Below are 26,213 nucleotides of genomic sequence, written 5' to 3' on the forward strand. Positions count from 1 at the left end.
CAACCTATTACCATTATTCCTTAACTTTTTCTAAAAAATGCTGGATATTTTAATTTGTATCTTTAGCCATATAATGAAGAAACTCCTCAAGGTTAGTATACCCATCTCCATCATGATCGCCATTATGGTCTAAAGAACCTATTGTACCATTAATATTCCATTCCCAACTATCTTCAATACCATCATTGTCCGTATCTGTGTAAGGAGTACTGTTTGATAAGAATGGTAAACCTGTGGTGTCAGTTTCGTTGTATACAAATCCGCCAGAATTTCCATTTTTAAAGTCTTCAATCATATTTTGATCTAAACTATCGACCCCACTAAGTCCAGATCTTGCTCCTACATTGTACAAGACAATGTTTTCTACATCTGAAGAAGGTAATACTTTATAGCTATTATTTAAAATCTTCGAATTCGAAATGTAACCATTAAACCTATTATGAACCGTTGCGGCATTTCCATTCCAAACATTGTCATCATGGTATAATAGTGTACCTGATGGATCTGTAATACCATTAGGAGGGCAATTAGATGACGAACAATTCTCCATTCTAATAGTTTCTAAATATTGAGTTCGATGACCATCATAAAACAAATTTCCAGCGATATCCATTTGGTTTCCTCCAGCGACTCCTCTTACAGCTGTGGAATAACCATAAACAATATTGTTTAACATTTCAAATGATACGTTGGGCGCTGTGGTACATTCAATACTACGTTCCGGAGTATTGGCGAAATAATTTTGAATAACCGAAACATTATTGATGTTCTGACCCCAAAGAATCATATTATAACCTTTGAAGCCTTCACTGATGATAGAATTCTGAACAGTTACATTCTTTACCGAAACATTTCCGCTTTTTCCTGTTTCGATGGCGAAGTTTTCATCTTGCCCCCAGCTTATTGAACAATGGTCTATTATATAGTTTTCCCAAGAGCCATAGTTTGATTGGCTTTGAATTCTAAAGGTATCATTATCGTCAGCAAGCCTATCACCTCCTCTAAATCTAATGTGACGGATAATGTAATTTTCACCCATAAGATAAAAACCTGCGCCATGAAGAGCAATACCATCACCGGGAGCTGTTTCTCCTGCTATTGTAATATTACTTGAATAAACATATATATTACTGTTCAATTCTATCGTGCCACCTACCCTAAAAATAATGGTTCTATTTCCTGATGACAACCCTTTTCTTAGGCTACCCACACCACTATCATTCAAGTTTGTCACGAAATAAACAGAGCCTCCACGTCCACCAGTTGTATACTTTCCGCCACCTTCTGCAGAGGGAAATGCTTTTAATTCTCCTATATCCTTGACCGAATCAGTATCAGAGTATTGGGTGTTCACAACAACGGTCGCCACTTTCTCTTCTGTTTGTCCATTACCGGTGATTTTAACCGTATAGGTAAACGTATCTGTAACAACTTCTCCACTAGCCTTATTTTCATCTAAGATGGGAGTGTAGGAGAGCACATTGTTTTCATTAATTGTAAGTTCGCCATTTTGTGGTGCAGTGGTCTGTATAATATCAACTACTACGTTCTCGGGAATATTGTCGTTCTTTAATACTTCCAGAAGGAAGGCTGTATTTACGGCATTCATGGTATACTCATCATCTACAAGTTGAAATCCAGTAGAGTTTACTTCGGTTTCTTCATTAATGATCTGTTCTTCAACAGCTTCTGCAAATAAATCACTGTCCTTGCTACATGAAAGGACTAGAATTAAATATAACAATAACATAACAAGCTTATGTAGAATGGTTGTGTGAGGCGCCATTAAACAAGAAGTAAAGGGGTTAATACTCATTTCGATTTGGGAAACTAAAATACTACTCTTCTTCATAAAATCGGTAAAACACTGTTTTTTTTCGATGAAATACATGTAATTGATAGATTTACATACGCCTAAGGTTAATTTTTGGATGTCAATCGATTTTTTAATCGATGAACTACACTGATTTTTAACATTCTAAGAAGGTGCATAAATGATTTTTATGCAATTCATAGGAAGACGGATTTTATTAAGACTATGAAGTCTGATACAATATTGAATTTTTGATAACAGATATCGATTATCGAAAGAATTTTAAGAATACGAAATTCAATATGTGTCCTCAAAGAAAAATCTTGCCAATAATTGGGAGTATTTCAGCAAAACCTAGGGTAGTATATATTCAGGAAATCCAGTACTATGCCATAATCAGAATTCATTTAAAAACGTGAAAGTTAAAAACGACTCAGGTTTGGCGGATTTAGGATTGGCACCTTTAATAAAATATTGGTTGTAAAAAAAATGGGCCAAGATTAATCTTGGCCCAAACTGAAATTATATTGTATGAATAGAACTACGTTCTTTTTCCAATCTGAAAGTATTCGATTCCCATGGAACCTAACTTTTCATTATCATACTGGTTTCTTCCATCAAAAATTACTGGGGACTTCAACAATTTTTTTAATTCGTCAAAATCGGGAGCCCTAAACTCTTTCCATTCCGTGAGCAAAATCATGGTGTCTGCGCCTTCAAGTGCCGAGTATTTTGAGGTGAAATAGGTGATATTTGGTACATCCTTAAGGTAAAAATGTTGTGCTTCGTCCATGGCTTTTGGATCATAGGCATTTATTTTCGCACCTCTTTTTGTTAATTCCTTAATAATATAGATTGCCGGGGCTTCTCGCATATCATCTGTTCCAGGTTTAAATGAAAGACCCCACACGGCAAACGTCATACCTTTGAGGTCTTCTCCATATCTATCGGTAACCTTTTTTGCAATGACGAACTTTTGACGGTCATTTACATCCTCTACGGCCTTGATAAGCTCGGGTGTATATCCGTGTTCCTCGGCAGTTCTTTTAAGTGCTTTCACGTCTTTTGGAAAGCAAGACCCTCCATAACCGCTACCGGGATATATAAAGCTATAGCCTATTCGACTATCTGAACCGATTCCGATTCTTACCTTGTTTACATCGGCGTCCACAAGTTCACAGATATTGGCTATTTCGTTCATAAAGGAAATCTTTGTTGCCAACATGGCATTGGCCACATATTTGGTCATCTCAGCAGACCTTACATCCATAGTGATCAATCTATCCATACTGCTCCTAAAAAAGGGAGAGTACAGGGAACGCATTATTTTGGTGGCATGTTCATCATCGGAACCGACAACAACTCTGTCGGGTTTCAAAAAATCGTTTATAGCATCACCTTCCTTCAAAAACTCTGGATTCGAAACCACATGGAATTCTATGTCAGCATTTCTTTTCTTGAGTTCATTTTTGATGGTTTCCCGAACCTTGTCCGCCGTTCCAACGGGCACTGTGGATTTATCCACGACAATAAGAGGAGTGGTCATATGCTCACCAATCTCTTTGGCAACTTGTAAAACATATTTAAGGTCTGCGGATCCGTCTTCGCCCATTGGGGTGCCCACTGCTATAAAGGCAACATCGCACTGGTTCAAATTGTCCTTAAGACTTGTGCTGAAAAGAAGGGTGCTGTTATCAATATTTCTTTTGATCATTGGTTCCAAACCAGGCTCATAAATGGGAATGACACCCTTTTTTAGTCCCTTTATCTTATTTTCATCAACATCAATGCACGTGACGGTATTACCCATTTCGGCAAAACAGGTACCACTCACAAGGCCTACATATCCGGTTCCGATTACTGTTAAATTCATGCTTAAATTTAGTTTAAAAAGTGTTTTTAAAGGTTTTGTATGAACGCGTGATATAAGTTTTCATATCATAGGTTTATGATAATATCCTTATACGTTGTAAAATTCTTTGTACCACGTCACAAATTTATCGATTCCTTCATCTATAGGAGTATTTGGCCTATAATCGTAATCTTTGATCAACTCATCTACGTTGGCCCAAGTTCTTTCTACATCACCTGGTTGCATAGGTAGGTTGTTCCTAATTGCTTTAAGGTCAAGGCTACTTTCTATTTGTTGAATAAAATCCAAAAGCTTAACTGATTTATTGTTCCCAATATTGTACAGTTTATAAAGTTCTTTGTTTTTTTTGCGTTCTGAGCTATCTTTTTCAATTATTCTTACAATACCTTCGGTAATATCGTCAATATATGTGAAATCCCTTTCCAGTGCTCCATGATTGAACACCTTGATTGGTTCGCCGTTCAAAATTGCTTTTGTAAATAGGAACAGTGCCATGTCTGGTCTTCCCCATGGTCCATACACGGTGAAAAAACGGAGCCCAGTGGTGCTAAATCCATAAAGATGGCTATATGTGTGCGCCATTAACTCGTTGCTCTTCTTGGAAGCAGCATACAGGCTTACCGGGTGGTCCACGGAATCTGTGGTCTCAAATGGTATTTTTTTGTTTAGACCGTAAACACTAGAACTACTGGCATATACCAAGTGTTTTACATTATTGTGTCGGCATCCTTCCAATATATTTAAAAAACCTACAATATTACTGTCCACATAAGCTTCTGGGTTTTCAAGACTATATCTTACACCCGCTTGTGCTGCAAGATTACAAACAATATCAAATCTTTCCCGTTTAAACAATTCAGATAAATTGTCCCGATCAGTAAGGTCCATACGGACAAAATGAAATTTAGGATTCTTGCTACTTTGGGTCAGTAATCTGTCTTTTGAGGCATCTTCTTTATCAATGCCAAGGACATCCAATCTAGCATACTTGAGATTTGTGTCGTAATAATCATTTATATTATCTAAACCTATTACATTGTGCCCTAGGTCGATTAACTTTTTTGATACGTGGAATCCAATAAAACCAGCGGCGCCAGTGACCAGAATTTTCATTTTAATGTGTATAGTTAGTGTTTGTCTTTGATTGGCAAAAAAGAATAATAAGAAAAAATTTAAACTTTTTTCTTATTATAAATTTCGTATAATTATTTCAACAAAGATGGTAAAAAGGAAGGTGGGGCACAAGAAGACAAGTTTATTTGCTAAAAACTTCGATTAAGGTCAAAAGTGTTTGTATAATAAGAAGTTTAAATGGGTTAGCTTAGAAAACCTACTTTATCAGATAAACATTTATATAGATTCGCATGAAATTGATATAATATTAATTTTATGATTAATCAACTATCACATAAATTTCCATTGTGAACCGTGTATTTCTTGTTGTATTGTAAATATTGATAGAAGAAATGCGAATTTTATTCTAACATGTATCTTTCAGGCCAAATTCACCAACTATGAAAGAAAGAATAGGGTATTATGACACTTTTAGGGGAGTGGCTATTACTGCTGTAGTTGCGATTCACTCAGATTTTATTGGATATACATTTGATGATAAAAGTTTATTTTTCAACATTACCTTAATATGGAGGCAAATGATGAATTTTGCAGTTCCTATGTTTATTGCCATTTCTGGATTCTTTTTAGTGAACAAAAAACGGATACCTTGAATGAATACTTCTTTTTTATTAAAAAACAAATTCCTAGGGTTTAATACCTTATTTAATATGGAGCATTTTATATCTTGGTATAATGTATAGTAATGGAGCTTCTATCATGGAGTTAGTCAAAAGGTTATTCATCTTTAGACCAACTACTCCATTTTACTTCATTTTACTAATTATGGAATTCTATATATTGTTGCCGTATATTCAGAAACTGGCAAATAAAAAAAGATTGATCTTATCAGGTATTATTAGTTTGTGGGTTGTTTGGGTGTTTTTTGTTTTAGGAATGTATATTAGGAACCATAAAGTTAGGATTAGTAATGCTAAATTAGTGACTTTTACATTTTTAGGTCTTTTTCTTTCTGTTGCGGAAACATACTTTTTTATTTTGGAATTATGGTAATGTGACGGATAATGTAAAGGCACTAAAGTTGAGCTCTTTTATCTATTCAATATTTTTGATAATAACATTATTTAATAATAAAAAGGAAGCTATTCCAAAATTTTTGGCTTTTGTAGGTCAAATATCTTTCGGAATATTTTTGTCACATATGTTATTTATCGGTCTTATTCGGGATTTCATTACGAATTATGTTAGTTTTTTGGAGCAGAATGCTATTATGTATCAATTTACACTGATTTTAAGCACATTGATTCTGAGTACATTGTTTGCAATATTTGTTAGAAATTTGCATAAACAAACTGCTTTAAAATATTTAGGTCAGTAATTCTTTAATTTTAAAAATACTTACTTCGGTTTGTAGGATAGTGAGGGCAATCTTTGTCACCTTGTCAGGATAGCTTCATAAAAAGCTACCGTTTTAGAATGATACTTATTCGCTAGCATAACTCTATGTTTGAACTGTCTGTTTTAACGGGAAGAAATTGGGTGAGATTCTTACATTGTAAAAGTATTGATATTTTGCGTTGTAAATGGGTTAATGTACATACCCTTTCCTTCAACTTTTGTTTAAATCAAACACTTAATCGATTATTTTTTGTCTTCGGCGAATAGTCGAATGAATTGACTCAACAGCTGAATTTTCCTATTACTTTTACTGTTGAGAAATAAAATTCTCACCCTACTTATATCAACCCAAAACTGATAATGAAAACTACCGTATTAAAAAAAATTTGGTTGTCACCACCACATATGGGAGGAAACGAGGAAGCCTACGTCAAGGAAGCCTTTGATACCAACTGGATAGCCCCCTTGGGCCCCAATGTCCAACAATTCGAACACGCTATAGAAGATTTTATTGGCAGCGATATACATGCGGCTTGTTTAAGTTCAGGAACAGGTGCCATACATTTGGGTCTTCAGATTCTGGGAGTTGGTCATGGTGACGAGGTAATTTGCCAAAGTTTCACTTTTGCAGCATCAGCAAATCCAATTACTTACTTGGGAGCATCACCCATATTTGTTGATAGCGAGGAAGAAACTTGGAATATTTCACCGGTACTTTTGGAAGAAGCCATAAAGGACAGAATGGCCCAAGGAAAGAAGCCAAAGGCCATTGTTGCCGTACATTTATATGGCATGCCATATAAGGTGGACGAAGTAAATGCAATTGCAAGTAGATATGAAATTCCGGTTATAGAGGATAGTGCAGAGGCTTTAGGTAGCTCCTATCGTGGATTTAATTGTGGAAGTCTTGGTGACTTGGGGATTTTATCATTTAATGGAAATAAAATTATAACCACCTCTGGTGGAGGAGCTTTGCTTTGTAAAGATAAAAGCACCAAAGAAAAAGCGATTTTTTTGGCCACTCAGGCAAGAGATAATGCACCGCACTACCAACATTCTAGTATTGGTTATAATTATAGGATGAGTAATGTATTGGCGGGAATTGGCCGTGGACAAATGGAAGTCCTAAACGATCGTGTGGAAGCAAGAAGACGTAATTTCGAATTTTACAAGGAACATTTATCAAATATATCCGAAATATCCTTCGTTACTGAACCTGAAGGAAGTTATTCCAACAGATGGCTAACTTGCGTATTGACACCTTCTTTTGAATTGCGAGAAAAAATTAGAATGGCTCTTGATAACGAAAACATAGAATCAAGACCGTTATGGAAGCCTATGCACTTACAACCAGTGTTTAAAAACAATCTTTCTTTTGTGAACGGGGTAAGTGAAGATTTGTTTGAACGAGGGCTGTGCTTGCCTAGCGGATCTAGTTTGGCAATTGAGGATTTGGAGAGAATTTGTGAAACCATTAAAAACTTGTTCATATGATCAAAGAATTCTTTTTTAGAACAGGTAAACGCTATGCTTCAAAATGGACGGTACTTTTTATCGATCTCTGTATAGTTTCGCTTTCATTCATTTTAGCTTATTTTATTAGGTTTAACTTAAGCTTTAATTTCGATGTACAACGCTTATGGACGCAGCTTCCAATAGTTGTTTTATTGTTTTTAGTGGCATTTTTAATCTCAGGAAGTTATAAAGGTGTGGTTAGGCACACAGGTATTAAAGATGTTTATGCCATTTTTAATGCTGTATGTTTAGCTAGTATTGGTGCTATAGCAGTTGTTTTGGTTAATAGGTACATGGACATCGTAGAAGGGTTTACAATTCCATTGTCCATTATCATTATTAATAGTTTATTGACCTTCATTATACTTGCTGTTTCTAGATATGTGTTTAAAATAGCCTTTGAAAGTTTGATGAAAAGTGGTCAGGCTCCCTCAAAAAACTTAATTATCTATGGTGCAGGTGAATCCGGTATTATTACATACAATACCTTGACGAACCATTCCAAAATGGGAGCAAAAGTTGTTGGCTTTGTGGATAATAACCTGCAAAAGGTAGGTAAGCAGATAAATGGGGTCAAAGTATATGATAAATCCATATTGACAGAGGAGTTCGTTAAATTCCATAATATATCAGAGGTTATTTTTTCCATTCAGACAATTACTCCAACACAGTTGAGGACATTGGTGAATGAGATTGTAGCACTCCCGGTAAAAGTTAAAATTGTTCCTCCTGTGGAAGATTGGATCAATGGGGAACTTAAAGTATCTCAGATTAAACGAGTACAGATTGAAGATTTATTGGATAGACCGCCCATTGAGATTAAGAACAGCAAAGTGATGAAGGACTTTGAGGACAAGGTAATAATGGTTACCGGTGGTGCAGGGTCCATTGGTAGTGAATTGGTAAGACAAATTTGCAAATACAATTATCGGTCTTTAATTGTTATAGATCAAGCAGAGTCTGCTCTGTATGATTTGCAGCAAGAGCTAAAACAGGCTGGTTTTTTCAATTTTGTTCCTATTGTCAGTGATATCAGGGACAAGAATAAAATGCGTATCTTGTTCGAGCAGTACCAACCTAATAGGATATTTCATGCAGCTGCTTACAAGCACGTTCCATTAATGGAACAAAATCCATATGAAGCTGTGAAAATTAACGTAGCAGGCACCAAAACTATTGTAGATTTAGCTTGCGAATATGAAGTGGAGAAGTTTGTTTTTGTATCTACCGACAAGGCGGTCAACCCAACCAACATTATGGGGGCTACCAAGCGGATTGCCGAAATGTACATAAGCTGTAGACAGCAGGATCGGAAAACAAAATTTATGACCACTCGATTCGGAAACGTACTTGGATCTAATGGGTCAGTGATACCATTGTTCAGAAAACAAATAGAAAAAGGAGGTCCGCTCACGGTTACCCATAAGGACATCACGCGATATTTTATGACCATTCCCGAAGCATCCCAATTAGTATTGGAAGCCGGGGCCATGGGGAAAGGAGGCGAAATCTTTATATTCGATATGGGAGAATCCGTTAAGATCATGGATTTGGCCAAGAATATGATCAGGCTTTCAGGACTTCATTACCCAGACGATATTGACATCAAGATCACAGGTCTTCGGCCCGGGGAAAAGTTATATGAAGAACTTTTAGCAAATGGCGAGAACACACTTCCTACCTATCATGATAAGATAATGATTAGCAAGATTCGTGAAATCGAGTATAATAAAATTCGGACCATGATCGATGAGCTTTGTATCTCGAACCTTTTCTTTAAAGGAAATGTGGTGCAGCTTATGAAAAGTATTGTTCCAGAATACATTTCCAACAATTCTGATTTTTGTAAATTGGACAAAAAAATGCCAACGAAGGACGTTAAAAAAACATCTGAAATTGGATATACGCAACTCAACAACTAAAATGAACATTTTCATGCACCCAAAAATTAAATTGGCATTTATTATTGCCTTACCGTTATTAATTTTCTCTTGTATACCATCTAAAGATGTTGTTTATTTTCAAGATGCGAGTCAGTTTGAAACATTGGTGGATGACAACACCTTCACATCAAAATTTAAGGTAGATGACTTGGTCAGTATTCATATATCTACCTTAGATCCGGAAGCCAGTGCACCTTTTAATCTTATAAGGGGGGCAGAAGAAGGTGGTTTGTCAATGCGTCCGGAACAAGTTAACTATTTGGTGGATGAAAATGGTGAAATTGACTTTCCTGTAATCGGAAAAATAAAGATTGAAGGTCTTTCCCCAAGTGAAACAAAGGCATTATTGAGGGGAAAATTGTCAGATTATTTGAAAGATCCCATTATAAATGTTAGAATACGGAATTTTACGGTTACAATTTTGGGAGCCGTTAATCGTCCAGGAACCTTTCCAATCAATGGCGAGCAAATCACTATTTTAGAAGCATTGGGTTATGCAGGGGATATTAATATTAAAGGTAGACGAGACAATGTAATGGTCATCAGGGATTTTGATGGTACGAAAGTGTATAATCGAATTAATCTCAATAGTAAGGACGCTCTTCGATCACCAGTATACTATTTAACGCAAAACGACGTTGTTTATGTAGAGCCCAACAAATCAGGAAAAGCTGAATCTACTTTAGATCAGAGGAGTAACTTAGCCTTTTCCATAGCTTCATTGTTGATTACTTCTACCATTATCTTGTTAACTAGAAATTAATATTTCAAATACCTTATTTCAACAGGTTAAATTAACACGCTCCAATTTGTATGAACAATTCTGAATTTGATTTTAAAGCCCTTTTAAATAACTATTTGAGAAAATGGCATTGGTTTGCAATCACAGCTATAATTGCATTGACTCTTGCTTTTTTTAAATTAAGATATTCGACGCCAAAGTATCAGATAAACTCTAAAATTCAAGTGATTGAAGAAAGTAATTCGGTTTCAGAGCTCAGTGTTTTACAAGATTTGAATGTTTTTGGTGAGGGAAGTACCGAAATGACGGATGAAATAGAACTACTAAAATCTCGCGATAATTTTATTAAGGTCATTCAGAAATTAAAATTAAACATCTCTTACCAAGTATTGGGTAACGTACGAAATACAGAAATTTATCCAAATTACCCAGTAGCTATTAATTTTTTGGCAGTAGATTCCGTTCAAAACAAAAGTGAATTTTCATTTTTCATTAAAATATTGAATGAAAATGAGTTTACATATGCAGTTGAAGAAGATACCGCCGAGAAAAAGATACCTTTTGGATCAAAAATAAAAACAAATGTTATAGGAGATATAATACTTACACCTAATATTGATTATTTAAACGGTTTTTTAAACAAGAATATTCAGGTAACCATCAGACCTGTTCCTTTTGTTGCCCAAATATACAGAACCAATGTAGAGGTGTCTACTGTAGACGAATTTTCTAGAATATTAAATATTTCTTTACAAGATGCCATTCCTCAACGCGGGATTGACGTCCTTAACTCCTTGATACGGCAAAATAATGAGAACGAGGTTCAAGATAAAAAAACTATTGCAGATAGAACCAGTCAATTCATAAATGATCGAATTGCAGATATTTATTCTGATCTTTCCTCTGTTGAGGAAACGGCTGAAACCTTTAAAGAAAGTAGAGGAATAGCTGATTTGGCATCGCAATCTAGTGTAAACTTTCAACAAAGTGCGGCTAGTCAATCTGAATTACAAAGTGCAAATATTCAGCTGGATATTGCTTCTTCGATGCAAAATATGTTGAGTGAACAGGACAATTATGAGATTATTCCAAATGCCGGGCTTACGGATGCCAGTATAGACAATATTGCTACACGTTATAATGAATTGGTCGCAAGAAGAAATCGTTTGTTGGAAAGTTCCAATGAAAGAAACCCGGTGATAGTGGAACTAGACCAGCAGTTGGAAAGTTTAAAACGAGGAATGCAGTCAAGCTTAAACAATGTTACCAACAACTTGAATCTGCGGGTCAATAGTTTGAGCAAGCAATTATCTCAGATTAACTCTAGAATTTATGCAACCCCAGGTGCTGAAAGGGCATTGAGGAATATTTCCAGAGAACAGCAAACTACAGAGGCATTATATGTTTATCTGTTGCAAAAACGTGAAGAGGCACAAATTGCTTTTGCCTCTGCTTCACCAAAAGCAAAAATTGTTGACAATGCTTATTTGGCAAATCCATTTCCTGTGGAACCCAAACCGACGATAACCTATCTAGTGGCGCTGATCCTTGGATTAATGATTCCATTTTCAGTAATTTATGCTCAAGACCTGTTGGACAACAAAGTCCATAACAAATTGGATTTGGAGCATATTGTCGGAGACATCCCTGTAATTGTGGAGATTCCCAAATTGGGAAAAAAGGATACAAAGTTGGTCAAAAAAGAAGACAGGTCTGTTTTAGCCGAATCCTTAAGGATTTTACGGACCAATCTGAACTACATACAGAAGTCTCATAAATCCACCTTCAATAATATTATATTCATTACATCCAGTGTGCCGGGAGAAGGTAAAACCTTGCTTTCTTCAAACCTAGCTGCCATTTATGCCAATACTGGCAAAAAAGTCTTGCTTATCGGTGCAGATATCAGAAACCCTAAGTTATATGACTTCTTTACTACTGATGACATGGTTAAGACTGATAAAACGAAACCAAGAAGAAGCACAAAGGATGGATTGACCGAATATCTAGTAAGTTCCAACTTGAAAATTCAAGATATAACGATTCCAGCCAAGGTAAATGAAAATTCGATTGATATTATCTTTTCAGGGAAAATACCACCCAACCCATCAGAGTTATTAATGAAGGATAGAATGGGCGACCTATTTGAAAGAGCATCCGAACTATATGATTATGTAATCGTGGATACAGCACCATTAATGGTTGTGACCGACACACTATTGATTAGTGAGTATGCCAGTCAAATTCTTTATGTGGTAAAGGCAAATAGTACAGAGAAGAAGGTAATTGACTTCCCCGTTAAACTTAAAGCCGAAGGAAAACTTAAAGGTTTGTCTTTCGTTGTAAACAACGTAAAGCAAAACAATTTGGGTTATGGTGGAAAATATGGCTATGGATATGGAAAGTCCACGAAAAAATGGTGGAGCTTTTCTTAATTAATAAAAGGTTTGAATCGTGTTTTCAATTACCGGAAGCAAGTTGTTCAGGACTTTTTTGGAAAGTTTAATTTCTTTCAATAAGCCAAGCTGCCTACTATTATGTACATCCGAACCCACAAAATCGACCAACCCATCTTTCAATAATTTTTCGGCAATCTTCTGCACCCCGGCACCATAAGATTCTGAACTAAGGGAAAGTAAATTAAGCTGGAATGAGATGCCGTTGGATTTCATAGAGGGGTATTTGCCATATTTACCATGAAAATACATATACCGCTCTGGGTGGGCCAATATTGGAAAATATTTGTGCTTTGCAATTTTATCGATGGCTACATCAAAATTAAAGGATGGTTGCAGGTACGACATTTCTATCAGCAAATATTCTTTGTTTAGGGGCATTACCTCCTTTTTTTCCAAAATATGCTCAAAATTATCATCGATCATATGCTCTGCGGCACAATTTACTTTAACATCAGATATACCTTTTCGTTCTAATTCCTGTAAAAGCAGTTCATGTGCTTTATTTATTGTTTTGGGAGTGTTGTCGTAATGGTTGTGCATAATGTGGGGAGTACATCTAAAATTGGTAACACCCAATTCTACAAAACCATTGATCAAACCCATGGATTCATCTACGGTTTTTGCGCCGTCATCAATACCTGGAATAATATGGTTGTGAATATCAGTAAGGCCATGTAAATAATCGGCCAAATAAATTTTCTTCTGAAAAAAACTTATCATGTATAAAATTTGGACTACAAAGATAATGGATGTATCGTCAACTTATATGATTGTGTAAAAATAACGCTATGTTGGCTTCACCCAACAAAAACCGGCCCAATAATAGGCCGGTATGATAGATTTACTACTAATGTTCTTTCAACTAAACTTGGGGCCAAGATAGTACTTTATGAAGCCTATATAGATTAACAAAAGATCAAAAAGGTTAATGAAATCCTAATAGGGTTAACTCATAGGTAAATAGCTAATGATTTTTTGTTTATTTAGCAGTATGCTGACCAAGAGAAACCTGTACGTTTTTATTTTTGTGATTGCCGTGATTGGTCTTTTAGTAGTGCAATACCAATATTTGCGTGTAGGCCTTGGGCTTGCAAGAGCTCAGTTTTCAGATAAAATAGATACGGCTAGAGAGAATATAAACAGTGAATTATCTGATGTGAATTCATTGACGTATACCCTGGGAAATGCCATAAGAAAGGATACCGCCGAAGTAAATATAAGCTTGGATAGTTTGGAGAAAGCATCCCAATATTATCTAAACGATTATATTTCGTATCAATTGAACGTTTCGGGGATAGACGCTCCTTTTTCATATACCCTGTACTCCCGGGATTCCATAACCTATTTGAGCTCTGAGAGACAGCAGCTCGAAACAAAAGAAGATTTGACTTACCCTATCCAAATTGAAGGATATCTGCCCGATTTGCTTCAAAAAGAAATTATCTTGGAAATTGGTTTTGAAGACTTGAACAAATATTTTTTGGGGCAATTAAGAGGACTGATAATACCTGGCTTACTTTTTTTGATGATGATTATTTTTGTGGTTGTATGGGTGTTGCGTTCGTTTTACTTACAAAGAAGTATAAATACAACAACCAATGATTTTATCAATAATCTAACCCACGAACTTAAAACGCCCGTGTTTTCCATTGGATTGGCCAGTAAAATTTTGAGGGAGGATGTACCAGAGGATAAAAAACCGGTAGTTGAACTAATCCGTACAGAGTCGGATAGACTTAAGAAGCATATTGATAAAGTATTGGAATTGGCAGGTATGGAATCGGGAAAAAAACTGATGCAGTTCCAAGAAATTGATTTTCGACCCGAGCTACTTCGAATTTGTCAAGGTTTTTCATTATTAGCAGAACATGAGGCTATTGAATTTGATTACGATTTGGAGGAGAAACCATATTACATTATGGCCGAAAAGTTTCATTTGGAAAATGTAATTGGTAACCTGTTGGAGAATGCAAGGAAATACTCGAACCACCCTAAAGTTAAATTAAATGCCCATATCCAAAAAGGAAGGCTGTTCATTAGTATTACTGATAACGGACAAGGCATTGCTAAAGAAGAAGCAAAAAAAATATTCAGTAAATATTATAGGGTCAAGAACGGGGATGTACATAAAGTAAAGGGATATGGACTGGGCTTGTATTATGTTCAGAAAATCATTAAAATGCACCGGGGACAAATTTCGGTTGAAAGTGAACTGGGAACTGGAACCACGTTTATTCTATCTCTTAAATTGACCAAACATGGATAAATTATATAAACTACTTTTAGTAGAGGATGATAATGCTTTAGGGTATTTACTGTCGGAATATTTAGGGATGAAAGATTTTGCCGTTACTTGGGCAAAGGATGCCGCGGAGGCAATGCAAAAAACAAAAACCAGCGTGTTCGACCTTGCCATATTGGATGTGATGCTCCCAGATATGGACGGATTTGAATTATCCAAGAAAATAAAAAGTATAAATCCAGAGCTACCCTTTATTTTTCTTACAGCCCGCTCATTAAAAATAGATGTACTCAAAGGGTTTTCCTTGGGAGCAGTAGACTATCTAAAAAAACCTATTGATGAGGAGGAACTGGTGGTGCGCATCAATGCATTATTGTCCAGGTTGGTTGTTGATGAAGCACAAGAACCTCAAGTTTCCAAATATGAAATTGGGGACTATCTTCTCAATATGGATAATTTTGAACTAAGTTTTAAGGGGCAGCCAATTAAACTTACAGGTAAAGAGTTTGATCTTTTAGCCATGTTGGCCAAAAACAAAAACCAACTGTGCACCCACAAGGAAATATTGACCACCATCTGGGATAAAAACGATTATTTTAATAAAAAAAGCCTCAATGTTTTTATCTCACATTTGCGTAAACACTTATCACAAGACCCCAAGCTCAGTATCGTTAACGTGAGTCGTCGTGGATTTGTGCTTCGGGTAGAAGAAGAATAGAACAAATGTTCTGGCTTGGTTTTTGATGCACATACAGAAATCCGGTTACCCAATATTTGTATGTTTAAGTTTCTAAAATATAGATCGCAAAAACCCTCGTTGCATCAGTTGGACCATCTTTATGGGAAAACTATATGCAATTGCCCTTTGCAAGAACAAATTAACTATTGTCAAAGACTCATCGAACGATCTAAATATCAGTTGGAGCAATCGTGCCCCAACAAAGATTCCAATCATTTTAAGAGCCTTATTGAAGCAGCGGATAAAGAGATTCAGAGATTGAACGCGATGAGGCAGTCATAATAAAATATTGGGAAGTGCTAAAAACCTTCACTTTGACCATAAAACGTTTTAAAAAGCAGTAATTTTAAGACTCAAAAATCTCTAGAATGAAAAAATCAATACTTATCCTAGCACTGTTTTCAATTTGTATTAATGCTTTTGCCACAGAAACTAAACTAATGGTCAGAGCAAAAGCCAAGGACGCCAAGTATGTAGGAAGTTCAATTGGAGGTGCTCATGTAATAGTTACGAATACTTTGAACGGAGAAATTCTTGCTGAAGGTAATACAGTGGGAAGCACGGGCAATACAGACCTCATTATGAAAAGCCCGCATGAACGTTATACCCAACTTGCTGATGCAAAAACGGCTGGGTTTTTAGCGGTTGTGGATATCGACGAACCCACTTTTGTACGAATAGAAGTAATATCCCCAATCAACAAAAAGAATGCACAGGTACATGCAACAACCGAATTGTGGCTTATACCTGGAAAGGATATATTGGGGGATGGAATAGTGATAGAAATACCAGGATTTGTAATCGATATCCTTAAACCCAATACCCATCAATATATTCCTTTGGAATCTGTTGCAAAAGGATTACATATTGAGGCCAATATTGTAATGATGTGCGGTTGCCCAATACAAAAGGACGGAATTTGGGATTCCAACCTCATGGAAGTAAAGGCCATGGTACAAAAGGATGGAGAGCCTTTCGCAGATATAACCTTGAGCAATCCGGCCCAGAACACATTCGAAGGCAGATTGGAAATAACAGAACCCGGCTACTATCAAATTATCGTGTACGCTTATAATTCAAAAACAGGAAACACAGGCGTTGAGAAAATCAATTATGTAGTTACTGAATAGTGTTTTGGTACACATAGCGTTTTAGACGGTTTTCATAGATTTGATTGAGGAAAATTGGTATCTTTTGTGCGCTATCCAATTCCTTAGTTATGAAAAAACACCTATTGCTTTCCTTGTTCCTATTGTTAATGGGAGCAGCTTGTGATTCAACCCCTAAAACTAATCTATTAGCTGAAGGAATTCCCTTGAACATGGCGGAATACCGGAAAGAGCAGGTATCCAATGTAGTTTATACCTTATCTTTTGATATTCCCTCGGAAAAACAAGAACCGATACCTTCCAGATTACAATTGAATTTGGAAATTAATGACCTTTCACAACCGCTCTATCTTGATTTTAATGCAGATGCTTCCTTGCTGAAAAATATTAAAGTAAATGGGGAAGAGCAGGTAATCACCCATCAAAAAGAACACATTATTGTTTCGGAAAATCTTAAAATAGGCCCCAATAGTGTTGAAATAATTTTTGATGCCGGCGAATTGTCCTTAAATAGAAACGAAGATTATTTATACACTCTTTTGGTGCCAGATAGGGCAAGCACATTGTTCCCATGTTTTGACCAGCCTAACATTAAAGCTCGTTATAAATTGGATGTTATCGCCCCAAAAGATTGGAAGGTTTTATGTGGTGCACCTTTAGAAACCACAGCTGAAATAGGGAATAAGACGCATTACATTTTTGGTGAGAGCGACCTAATGAGTACATATCTGTTCTCAATGGTAGCAGGAAAGTTTGAGTCTTATATGGAGGACCCGGGAGCGTTTGATATGACCTTGCTATACCGAGAAACTGATGCTACTAAAATAGCTTATAGTCTGCCCAAAATATTTGACCTTCACCAACGCTCTATTGATTTCTTAACAGATTACACCCAATATGAGTTTCCTTTTCAAAAGATGGACTTCGCGGCCATTCCCGGTTTTCAATATGGTGGAATGGAGCATGTGGGAGCCATCCAGTATAGGCAATCTTCAATTTTTTTGGATGAAAGTGCCACAGAACGCCGTCAGATGGGAAGTGCAAAACTTATTGCCCATGAAACCTCCCATATGTGGTTTGGTGACTTGGTCACCATGGATTGGTTCAACGACGTTTGGATGAAGGAGGTGTTTGCCAATTTTATGGCCGATAAAATCATTAATCCATCTTTCCCAGAAATCAATCATAGGTTACAATTTATGGTTTCGCATTATAATGGAGCTTACGGAGAGGATAGGACCCTAGGCACCAATCCAATTCGGCAAGAATTGGATAATCTAAAGAATGCCGGTAGTTTGTACGGAGGTATTATTTATAACAAAGCTCCCATAATGATGCGTCAGTTGGAGGCGACCATAGGGGAGGAGCTCTTTCGTGATGGTATTCGGGAATATATATCCTCCCATGCGTACGGTAATGCAACTTGGAATGATTTAATCAATATTTTAGATGAAAGAACTCCGCAAAACCTTAAAGAATGGAGCGAAATCTGGGTAAATCAGTCGGGTAGGCCTATTTTAAGTGAGCAAATCGATTATAAAGAAGGAAAAATCGCAAGCTTTACCATTTTCCAAAAGGCCGAAGATGGTAGTGATAAAATATGGCCTCAATCTTTTGAGGTTACTTTGGTGTATCCAGATAGTACCCGAACAATTCCGGTAACCATTTCCGAAAGCAGCATAGTAGTGGATTTGGCTTTAGGATTGCCCAAACCTGAAGCCATTATTTACAATTCAAATGCCTTTGGTTACGGAGTATTTCCAATGAAACCAACAGATTTGAACATAATTCCAACAGTACAGGAGGAAGTGGCACGTGGTTATGCCTATCTCAATACGTATGAGAATACTTTGACAGGAAATATTGCACCCCTTAAAGCCTTTGAACTCTACATGAAAGGTGTTGTCGATGAAAAGAATGAATTGGTTCATGGGATGATATGTGGACAGGCAAGTAGTATATTTTGGAGTTTTTTGGGTGAAGAACAACGATTGGAAAAGCAGATATTGGTAGAGGATTTGCTTTGGAAAGAAATGCTTAATGACACCTATGAACCCAATATCAAAAAAAATATATTTGGACTTTGGAAAGGATTGGCCTATTCCGAAAAAGCTAGGAAAAACTTATATCGGATATGGAGCAAGAATATCCAAATCCCAGATCTAAAATTGAATCAGGATGACTATACCGATATGGCTATGTCCTTGGCTCTTTATGGCCACGATCAAACTGATGCGATTTTGGCGCAGGCCAAAGCACAGCTGAAAAACCCAGATAAGATCCAGCGTTTCGAGTTTTTGTTGCCATCGCTATCCTCGGATGTGTCGGTCAGGGATACTTATTTTAAATCGTTTGAAGAAGCAAAGAATCGAGAAAAAGAAGCATGGGTACTAACAGCCTGTGGTTATTTGCACCACCCGCTTCGGCAAAAAACAGCAATCAAACAGGTGCCCTTGGCGTTGAACCTACTCGAAGAAATACAAAAAACCGGAGACATTTTCTTTCCAAAAAGATGGCTTTCCGCCACGGTGGGCCAGTATCAATCACAGGAAGCATTGGTACAAGTTGAAAATTACCTAAAGGAACATCCAACCATTAATGCTTCCCTAAAGGGAAAACTACTCCAAGCAGCGGACAATTTATATCGTTTTAATGCTATGCAGGAGTAAAAAGTAACTGGAGGTTATTTTTTGGGCAAATACAGGATAAAGGTCTTATTCTTTGTGTTTATCTTATTCAAGTGGCCCATAAAGGATTTGTCCTTCATTAAAAAATGTACGTGTACAAACCCATCTGTAGGGGTGAAAATTCCTTGGTGATGTTGTGAATAAAATCCAATGAATTCCCCCTTGACATTTTCAAAAGAGAACTTTTGGGATGTTACGCCATCTCGGTATCCTTCAATTTCTGGAATTCGAGGGGTTACAATGTGTGCCGTTAGCGTATCAAATTCACCTTCTATTTTAAATGCAAAGGGTTCATTTAGGTCGTAATCATTTGCTTGGGCAATGGAGGCCACTTTTTTCTGAATGTCCAGAACACTGTTGAAATCTCCTTGAATTTCAAAGCGGTTCCATTTCCTGACATTGGAGTACACAAAGAATGGGGAACGGATGTCCCAGTCCTTTCCAACCTCATATTTTCCTTTGGTAAAGGCAGTGGCAAAATAGGGTTTGCCATCCACAACGGTAATTTCTCCTTTCATTTTATCATAGGGTCCCATGCCATATAAATGGTTTTTTGGGGCAATGGTGTCCAACCAAATGTTCAAATCATACGTAGTCCCCATATCTTTCATGGCACCAGAAACATTTAGGTAGGGCATTTGTGCTTTTACAGAAAAGGAAAGCGAAATAATGGAGATAAATAGATAAATTTTTTTAAAGTTCATTGTATAAATGGATTATAAAATTATGTTGAACAAATAACCTGAAACAATAATACAGAGGGTCACTACTCCAAAAAATATTCCGATCAATTTAAGGGTCATTACCTTTTTAAGTAACATAGCCTCTGGTAGGGATAGACCCACCACTCCCATCATAAAAGCAATTGCAGTTCCCAATGGAATTCCCTTTGCTACCAAAACTTGAACAATAGGTAATATTCCGGAAGCATTGGAATACATGGGAACGGCAAAAATAGTGGCAAGCGGCACTGCAAATAAATTGTCCTTCGCCATATAGGTTTCAAAAAATCCTTCTGGAATATAGCCGTGCATTAGCCCTCCGATGGCTATCCCAATAATCACATAGGGCAGGACACCCTTTAAAATTTTAAGAGCTTCGTGCCAAATTATGGGCAACCGTTCTCTAAAAGTTTGTTTTTCGTCTTCAAACCTCTTTTGGTCTCTCTGGGCGTTCGAAAGTACTTCCCTTACCCAAGGTGTAAGGTGTTTTTCCAACTTTAACTTTTGGAGTATCAGACCTGCTATTGTTCCCAAAACCACTCCACTAACTGCATAAATAATAGTGGTTTTTATACCAAATAGACCTATGAACAAGCCTATTGCAATCTCATTCACAAGTGGTGAAGTCACCAAAAACGCAAAAGTTACCCCTAAGGGAATGCCTCCTCTTACAAATCCTATGAAAAGAGGCACGGAGGAACAGGAACAAAACGGGGTGACTACTCCAAAAAGGCTGGCCATTAAATATTCGGCCCCATAGAGTTTATTTCTGGAAAGGTAATTTTTTACACGGTCTATGGGAAAGTAACTGTTGATTATGCCCATTAAGAACACCACTGTAAAGAGCAGTATCAATATTTTGATACTGTCATAAACAAAAAACTCTAAGGCTTTGGCCAAATGTTCTTGGGGATGCATCCCAATAACATCATACACCAACCATTGGGCCATGTGTTCCAACCAATCAAACACTAGGTTCAACTTTTATGGTTCCGGATATGGTACACACTTGTTTTATGGTATTATAGATGGTCCCGAATTTTTCCAAATTTTTTTGTAAAAGTTTCGTGTTTAGGTTCTGATCCTGACTGTAAATGGTCAATTCGTAAAAAATATCGTCCATTCTTGGTGGTTCATCGAGTCTTTGGGCGTTGATGACAATATTTGCTTTTAAGTAATCAAATTTTAAAAGTCTAGAAAAGCGTTCTACATTTTTTAGAATACAAGAAGCCAAAGACCCTAGGAATATTTCTGCAGGATTCACCATACTATCTTCGGTACTAGATGTGGTGCCAAACTCAAAAACGGAGTTTTTAACAGTTATTGAGCCGCTATCGTCCGCTACGGATGTTGCTTTTATGTGGTAACTCATACTTGGTCTATTTATTTTTGAAGCCAACTTATAATTTCGGTTATAGAGGGTACTCTTCCTTTGGAGACCACATTGCCATCAATTACCAAGGCTGGGGTCAACATTACATCGAATTTCATGATTTCCGCTATATCCTCCACTTTATCTATGGAGGCATCAATCTGATGTTGATTTACAGCTTCTTTTACAACATTGGTCAGGTTTTGACATTTGGGACAACCTGTACCCAGAATTTGAATGGAATGTTTCATCTTATGATAATATTGGTAGAAAATTATTGTTTGAAATTTGTTTGTTCACCAATTTTCTTGATGTGATATTTAATACGCTGAACCACCTCTTGTATCCTTTATCGCAAATTTACGATGAACAATAAACACAAAATGTGACATAAGTCACAAATCACAAATTTTTGATGCTAATTAGAAAAATAGGATTACAATGATAATGGAGGGGGTAAGGCTATTTAAATTGATATGAGAATCATTTTAAATATTCTTTTAAACAGTCTACTTTAGATGATTTCCTTAATCGAGCCAAGGCTTTTATTTTTATTTGTCTAACTCGTTCAGTCGTTAGACCAAGATTTTGGGCTATTTGTTCCAATTCAATCCTGTCGTTAGCGCCAATTCCAAAATACATTTTAATGATAGAGACTTCACGATTGGACAGTATTTTCAAAACATTGTCAATTTCAAATTTTAACGACCCTTTGATTAAGTTATCTTCTGGAGAATTGGAACTTTCTGAACGAATAAGGTCGTGCAGGTTGAACCCATCATCATCATTCTTTAAAGCTTCATCCATTGAAATGGGCCACGAAGAATGTTTTAAGCAAAGTTGAATTTCCGGTAGTGTAGAATCTATTAATTCAGATATTTCTTCTGCGGTAGGTGGCCTTTGGTTAATTTGCTCGAAATGTGTAGAGGCGCGGTTAATTTTATTTATGACATTTATTTTGTTCAAAGGCAATCTTACCATTCTTGATTTTTCGGAAAGTGCCTGTATAATTCCTTGTCGTATCCACCATACCGCATAGGAAATAAACTTGAAGCCCCGCGTTTCATCAAATTTTTTCGCAGCTTTTACCAAACCAAGATTACCTTCATTAATTAGGTCATGCAGATTTAGTCCCCGTGATTGGTATTGCTTGGCAACTGATACTACAAATCGTAGATTGGATCTGATCAGTTTTTCCAATGCGAAAACATCCCCATTTCTTATTCGTATGGCCAATTCAACCTCTTCTTCTTCCGTAATCATTGGAATACGGGCTATATCACTAAAATAAAGAGTAAGAGACGGAGTGTCCCTTTTTGTTATCTGTTTGGATATAGATAGCGGTCTCATAGCTCTTACTTTTATATTACGTTTTTGTTCTCACATAAATGAGGTTACCGTTTCCTTTTGGATTTTTTCTGGAACCTATTTCAATTTGATTCAAAGATTTGACCAAAGGTGTCAACTTTCTGAATCCATAATTTCTCGCATCAAAATTTGGCTGTTTTTTTTGGAGCAATGTGCCTACCTCTCCTAAAAACGCCCAACCTTCTTCATCTTCAACATCGGTAATGGTACTAAGAATAAGGTCGATTACTTTTGGTGTAATTTTATCAATTTTGCCCTTATCGTTCTTTTGTGGTGTGTTTGGCTCCCCTATATTCGATTTTTGTAGTATTTCCAGATAAATAAATTTATCACAAGAGACAATAAAAGGATCGGGAGTCTTTCTTTCACCAATGCCAAAAACCGTCATCCCGGCCTCTCTTAATCGTATGGCCAATCGAGTAAAATCACTATCACTGGACACCAAAGAAAAACCATTGACCTTTCCCGAATAAAGAATGTCCATGGCATCTATGATCATAGCACTGTCAGTAGCATTTTTACCGGTCGTATATCCATACTGCTGAACGGGTGTAATAGCATTTTTAAGAAGGACATCTTTCCATTTCCCCAAATTGGGTTTCGTCCAATCTCCGTAGATTCTTTTAATACTCGGGTTCCCGTACTTTGCAATCTCCTCCAGCATTTCCTTGACATATTTTGAGGGGATATTGTCGCCATCTATTAATACGGCGATATTTAAATCCTTGTCCATAAAATTATTCTTCGTTCCTCTTCATGTACTCATTTTTATAGACGGCCTTTGCCAGAAGTTCTCTTCTTTCCTTGGATTTTTTAGTAAATTCTTGGTTGTCCCTAATATTTTTCAGTTGCTTGGTGTTTCGAACCTTATTTCTATATCTTTTCAAAGCTCTTTCTATGTTCTCACCTGGAACCAATTTAATTTTAAGCATATCTAATGTTTATTGAATTATTATGAATATGGCCATAGAACAATGCTGTTTTTAGCATGATCCGAAGTATCCAAGAAATATGTAGATTTCTTGACCAGTAGAATTTTTAGACTTTGTCCTCGCCGGCCTTTTATGAGGGTATTGATACAAGCAAAAAATAGTAAGAAACAGCTCTGGCTATTTGGAAATGAGTAGTGGAGAGCTATCTTTTTATTTAAGGATTGGAGCAATCGTTGTCCTTAATACATCATGGATTGTAAAGGAAAGGATTTAAATTGAGAGTACCCCTGTTTATTTTATTTATTTAACAAAGAGCTAAGATGGTTTTTCCAATCATTAATAATTTAATGATGCGATTATTTCCCGATACAGAAATTAGAAAAAATATTCCCTAATAGATCATCGGTGGTCACACTCCCAGTAATTTCTCCCAGATGATAGAGTGCCTGTCGGATATCTATGGCCATAAGGTCACTGGAAAGTTCCATATCCAACCCTTCTTTTACCTTTTGTATTTCTTCCAGAGCTTTTAGCAAAGCATCATAATGCCTGCTATTGGTGATGATGGTGGTATCACCACTCAACGCTCCGGAATCCACTAATGATAAAAGTTTGCTCTCCAATTCGGAAATGCCAGTTTTGTATTTTGCTGATAATAACAGCACGTTGGGGATTTCTTCTTTGACTTTATTTATTTGCTTCTCGTTCAGAAGGTCCATTTTATTGCAGATGGGCAGCAATTGCTTGTTGGGATATCGATTTTGGATTTGTTCCAATTCCGCCTTATCAAAATCCAAACCATCAAAAAGGTAAATGATTAGCCGTGCCTTTTCAATTTTATCAAATGTCCGTTCAATACCAATTTTTTCAACTACATCTTCCGTTTCACGTATTCCAGCGGTATCTATGAACCTGAAATTTATACCTTTTAAACTAATATGATCTTCAACCGTGTCTCGTGTGGTTCCTGCAATTTCACTTACAATGGCACGTTCCTCATTGAGCAAGACATTTAATAATGTGGATTTTCCAACATTGGGTTGCCCCACTATGGCCACCGGGATTCCATTTTTAATCACATTGCCCAATGCAAAAGAATCAATCAACTTTTTAAGCACTTCGCTAATTCTGGTAAGCAGTTCGTTGAACTGGGTCCTATCTGCAAATTCTACATCTTCTTGTGAAAAATCGAGTTCCAGTTCAATAAGCGAAGCAAAATTCAAGAGTTCTTGTCGTAGTTCTTGAATTTCGTTGCTGAATCCCCCTCTCATTTGTTGCATGGCAATATCATGGGCCGCTTCGCTATCACTTGCAATAAGGTCGGCAACAGCTTCTGCCTGACTGAGATCCATTTTACCATTTAAAAATGCCCTGAGTGTAAATTCTCCTGCGGATGCTGCACGACAGCCATTCCTAAGTAACAGTTGAATGATCTGCTGTTGGATAAAGGGTGAGCCATGACACGAAATTTCAATAACGTTTTCACCGGTGTAGGAATGTGGTCCTTTAAAAATGGAAACCAAGGCTTCATCCAAAATCTTATCACCATCTACAATATTGCCCAAATGAATGGTGTGGCTTTTCTGTTGTTGCAGTTTTTTTCCTTTAATGGATTTAAAAAGTGTATCCACCAAGGTAATGGCGTCTGGGCCCGAAACTCGGATGACTGCTATGGCTCCTGTTCCCGAAGGTGTTGCTAGGGCTACAATGTTATCTGTGTACGACATGGGGCAAAAGTACAAATTAGCTGGTGGTTGTAACATTTTTAATGTTTTGTATACTGATATATTGAATCATCAAAATCAATCAAAAAATGGAAATATTACATCAAAACGCAGTAAAAACGGACAATACGTTGTTGGCCGTGACTCATCTTACACAACTTATATCGTATGCCACGGGCTTTGGAAGCCTAATTGTTCCCTTGGTTCTATGGTTATCAACCAGAAACCGAGTAGAAGGGATGGACGAGCATGGGAAAGCCATAATCAACCTCCAATTGAGTTTAATACTATATATAATTATTAGTATTCCGGCCATTTTGTTATTAGGCTTGGGGTTATTGGGATTATTGGGTGTTGCAATTCTTGGTTTTATTTTACCAATTGTGAATGCGGTGAAGGCATCTAACGGTGAATCGCCATCCTATTTTATGACGATTAAGTTTTTATAAATAAAAAAGCTGGAACAATTGCTCCAGCTTTTTCAATTATGGTTGGGTAGTT

General features: G+C 36.7%; 22 protein-coding genes. 10 read left to right on the forward strand and 12 right to left on the reverse strand.

Features of this window, described 5'->3' with window-relative positions; genetic code table 11:
• Window positions 1-49: 49 nt before the first annotated feature.
• The 3 genes from MWU56_RS01570 to MWU56_RS01580 all read right to left on the reverse strand — a co-directional run bounded on the left by MWU56_RS01570 (window position 50) and on the right by MWU56_RS01580 (window position 4,799).
• A complete protein-coding gene (locus MWU56_RS01570) occupies window positions 50-1,891 on the reverse strand; it encodes an Ig-like domain-containing protein (RefSeq protein ID WP_247041553.1) in 1,842 nt (613 codons plus the stop codon).
• A gap of 463 nt (window positions 1,892-2,354) precedes the next feature.
• Window positions 2,355-3,686: a UDP-glucose dehydrogenase family protein gene (locus MWU56_RS01575; protein ID WP_247041555.1), complete on the reverse strand. Its 1,332-nt coding sequence runs from the start codon at window positions 3,684-3,686 to the stop codon at window positions 2,355-2,357.
• An 87-nt stretch (window positions 3,687-3,773) separates the two neighbouring features.
• Window positions 3,774-4,799, reverse strand: a complete 1,026-nt coding sequence (locus MWU56_RS01580) for an NAD-dependent epimerase (RefSeq protein WP_262917764.1) — start codon at window positions 4,797-4,799, stop codon at window positions 3,774-3,776.
• A 401-nt stretch (window positions 4,800-5,200) separates the two neighbouring features.
• On the opposite strand from MWU56_RS01580, the gene MWU56_RS01585 reads away from it, so the two are divergent.
• The 5 genes from MWU56_RS01585 (at window position 5,201) to MWU56_RS01605 (ending at window position 12,793) form a co-directional block, all read left to right on the forward strand.
• On the forward strand, window positions 5,201-5,413 hold the full coding sequence (locus MWU56_RS01585; protein WP_247041557.1) for an acyltransferase family protein: 213 nt from the start codon (window positions 5,201-5,203) through the stop codon (window positions 5,411-5,413).
• Between the two features lie 1,105 nt (window positions 5,414-6,518).
• Window positions 6,519-7,652 (forward strand): DegT/DnrJ/EryC1/StrS family aminotransferase, encoded by a 1,134-nt coding sequence (locus MWU56_RS01590; RefSeq protein WP_247041559.1) that lies wholly within the window; start codon window positions 6,519-6,521, stop codon window positions 7,650-7,652.
• Window positions 7,649-9,595: a polysaccharide biosynthesis protein gene (locus MWU56_RS01595; protein WP_247041561.1), complete on the forward strand. Its 1,947-nt coding sequence runs from the start codon at window positions 7,649-7,651 to the stop codon at window positions 9,593-9,595. The genes MWU56_RS01590 and MWU56_RS01595 overlap by 4 nt, the downstream gene beginning before the upstream one ends.
• Before the next feature lie 13 nt (window positions 9,596-9,608).
• On the forward strand, window positions 9,609-10,379 hold the full coding sequence (locus MWU56_RS01600) for a polysaccharide biosynthesis/export family protein (protein WP_247041563.1): 771 nt from the start codon (window positions 9,609-9,611) through the stop codon (window positions 10,377-10,379).
• A 50-nt stretch (window positions 10,380-10,429) separates the two neighbouring features.
• Entirely contained in the window at window positions 10,430-12,793 is a 2,364-nt protein-coding gene (locus MWU56_RS01605) for a GumC family protein (protein ID WP_247041565.1), read from the forward strand.
• On the opposite strand, the gene MWU56_RS01610 is transcribed toward MWU56_RS01605, so the two are convergent.
• Window positions 12,794-13,537 (reverse strand): tyrosine-protein phosphatase, encoded by a 744-nt coding sequence (locus tag MWU56_RS01610; protein WP_247041568.1) that lies wholly within the window; start codon window positions 13,535-13,537, stop codon window positions 12,794-12,796.
• Window positions 13,538-13,808: 271 nt separating this feature from the next.
• On the opposite strand from MWU56_RS01610, the gene MWU56_RS01615 reads away from it, so the two are divergent.
• The 4 genes from MWU56_RS01615 (at window position 13,809) to MWU56_RS01630 (ending at window position 19,576) form a co-directional block, all read left to right on the forward strand.
• Window positions 13,809-15,083: a sensor histidine kinase gene (locus MWU56_RS01615; RefSeq protein WP_247041569.1), complete on the forward strand. Its 1,275-nt coding sequence runs from the start codon at window positions 13,809-13,811 to the stop codon at window positions 15,081-15,083.
• Window positions 15,076-15,777, forward strand: a complete 702-nt coding sequence (locus MWU56_RS01620; protein WP_247041571.1) for a response regulator transcription factor — start codon at window positions 15,076-15,078, stop codon at window positions 15,775-15,777. The genes MWU56_RS01615 and MWU56_RS01620 overlap by 8 nt, the downstream gene beginning before the upstream one ends.
• A 389-nt stretch (window positions 15,778-16,166) precedes the next feature.
• The gene (locus MWU56_RS01625) at window positions 16,167-16,928 is read left to right on the forward strand and encodes a hypothetical protein (protein WP_247041574.1); all 762 of its coding nucleotides are present in this window, start codon (window positions 16,167-16,169) and stop codon (window positions 16,926-16,928) included.
• 89 nt (window positions 16,929-17,017) lie between these two features.
• On the forward strand, window positions 17,018-19,576 hold the full coding sequence (locus MWU56_RS01630; protein WP_247041575.1) for a M1 family metallopeptidase: 2,559 nt from the start codon (window positions 17,018-17,020) through the stop codon (window positions 19,574-19,576).
• A gap of 14 nt (window positions 19,577-19,590) precedes the next feature.
• On the opposite strand, the gene MWU56_RS01635 is transcribed toward MWU56_RS01630, so the two are convergent.
• From MWU56_RS01635 to mnmE, 8 genes are all read right to left on the reverse strand, one after another.
• Window positions 19,591-20,298: an acetolactate decarboxylase gene (locus MWU56_RS01635; protein ID WP_247041577.1), complete on the reverse strand. Its 708-nt coding sequence runs from the start codon at window positions 20,296-20,298 to the stop codon at window positions 19,591-19,593.
• A gap of 12 nt (window positions 20,299-20,310) precedes the next feature.
• Window positions 20,311-21,288 carry a permease gene (locus MWU56_RS01640; protein WP_247043678.1) on the reverse strand — a complete coding sequence of 326 codons (978 nt, stop codon included), beginning with the start codon at window positions 21,286-21,288 and terminating at the stop codon, window positions 20,311-20,313.
• Complete coding sequence (locus MWU56_RS01645) at window positions 21,281-21,688, reverse strand: OsmC family protein (RefSeq protein WP_247041579.1); 408 nt, start codon at window positions 21,686-21,688, stop codon at window positions 21,281-21,283. Before MWU56_RS01645 ends, MWU56_RS01640 begins: the two co-directional genes overlap by 8 nt.
• Window positions 21,689-21,699: 11 nt before the next feature.
• Window positions 21,700-21,939, reverse strand: coding sequence for a thioredoxin family protein (locus MWU56_RS01650; RefSeq protein WP_247041581.1), 240 nt, complete (start codon window positions 21,937-21,939; stop codon window positions 21,700-21,702).
• Window positions 21,940-22,171: 232 nt separating this feature from the next.
• A complete protein-coding gene (locus MWU56_RS01655) occupies window positions 22,172-23,038 on the reverse strand; it encodes an RNA polymerase sigma factor RpoD/SigA (RefSeq protein ID WP_247041583.1) in 867 nt (288 codons plus the stop codon).
• A 16-nt stretch (window positions 23,039-23,054) separates the two neighbouring features.
• The gene (locus tag MWU56_RS01660) at window positions 23,055-23,789 is read right to left on the reverse strand and encodes an NYN domain-containing protein (RefSeq protein ID WP_247041585.1); all 735 of its coding nucleotides are present in this window, start codon (window positions 23,787-23,789) and stop codon (window positions 23,055-23,057) included.
• Window positions 23,790-23,793: 4 nt separating this feature from the next.
• The gene (locus MWU56_RS01665; protein ID WP_247041586.1) at window positions 23,794-23,988 is read right to left on the reverse strand and encodes a 30S ribosomal protein S21; all 195 of its coding nucleotides are present in this window, start codon (window positions 23,986-23,988) and stop codon (window positions 23,794-23,796) included.
• 356 nt (window positions 23,989-24,344) lie between these two features.
• Window positions 24,345-25,715 carry a tRNA uridine-5-carboxymethylaminomethyl(34) synthesis GTPase MnmE gene (mnmE, locus tag MWU56_RS01670; RefSeq protein ID WP_247041589.1) on the reverse strand — a complete coding sequence of 457 codons (1,371 nt, stop codon included), beginning with the start codon at window positions 25,713-25,715 and terminating at the stop codon, window positions 24,345-24,347.
• An 86-nt stretch (window positions 25,716-25,801) separates the two neighbouring features.
• On the opposite strand from mnmE, the gene MWU56_RS01675 reads away from it, so the two are divergent.
• Window positions 25,802-26,161, forward strand: coding sequence for a DUF4870 domain-containing protein (locus MWU56_RS01675; protein ID WP_247041591.1), 360 nt, complete (start codon window positions 25,802-25,804; stop codon window positions 26,159-26,161).
• Window positions 26,162-26,213 lie beyond the last annotated feature (52 nt).

The organism is Allomuricauda sp. F6463D (assembly GCF_023015965.1).
In the GTDB taxonomy this organism is placed as follows: domain Bacteria; phylum Bacteroidota; class Bacteroidia; order Flavobacteriales; family Flavobacteriaceae; genus Flagellimonas.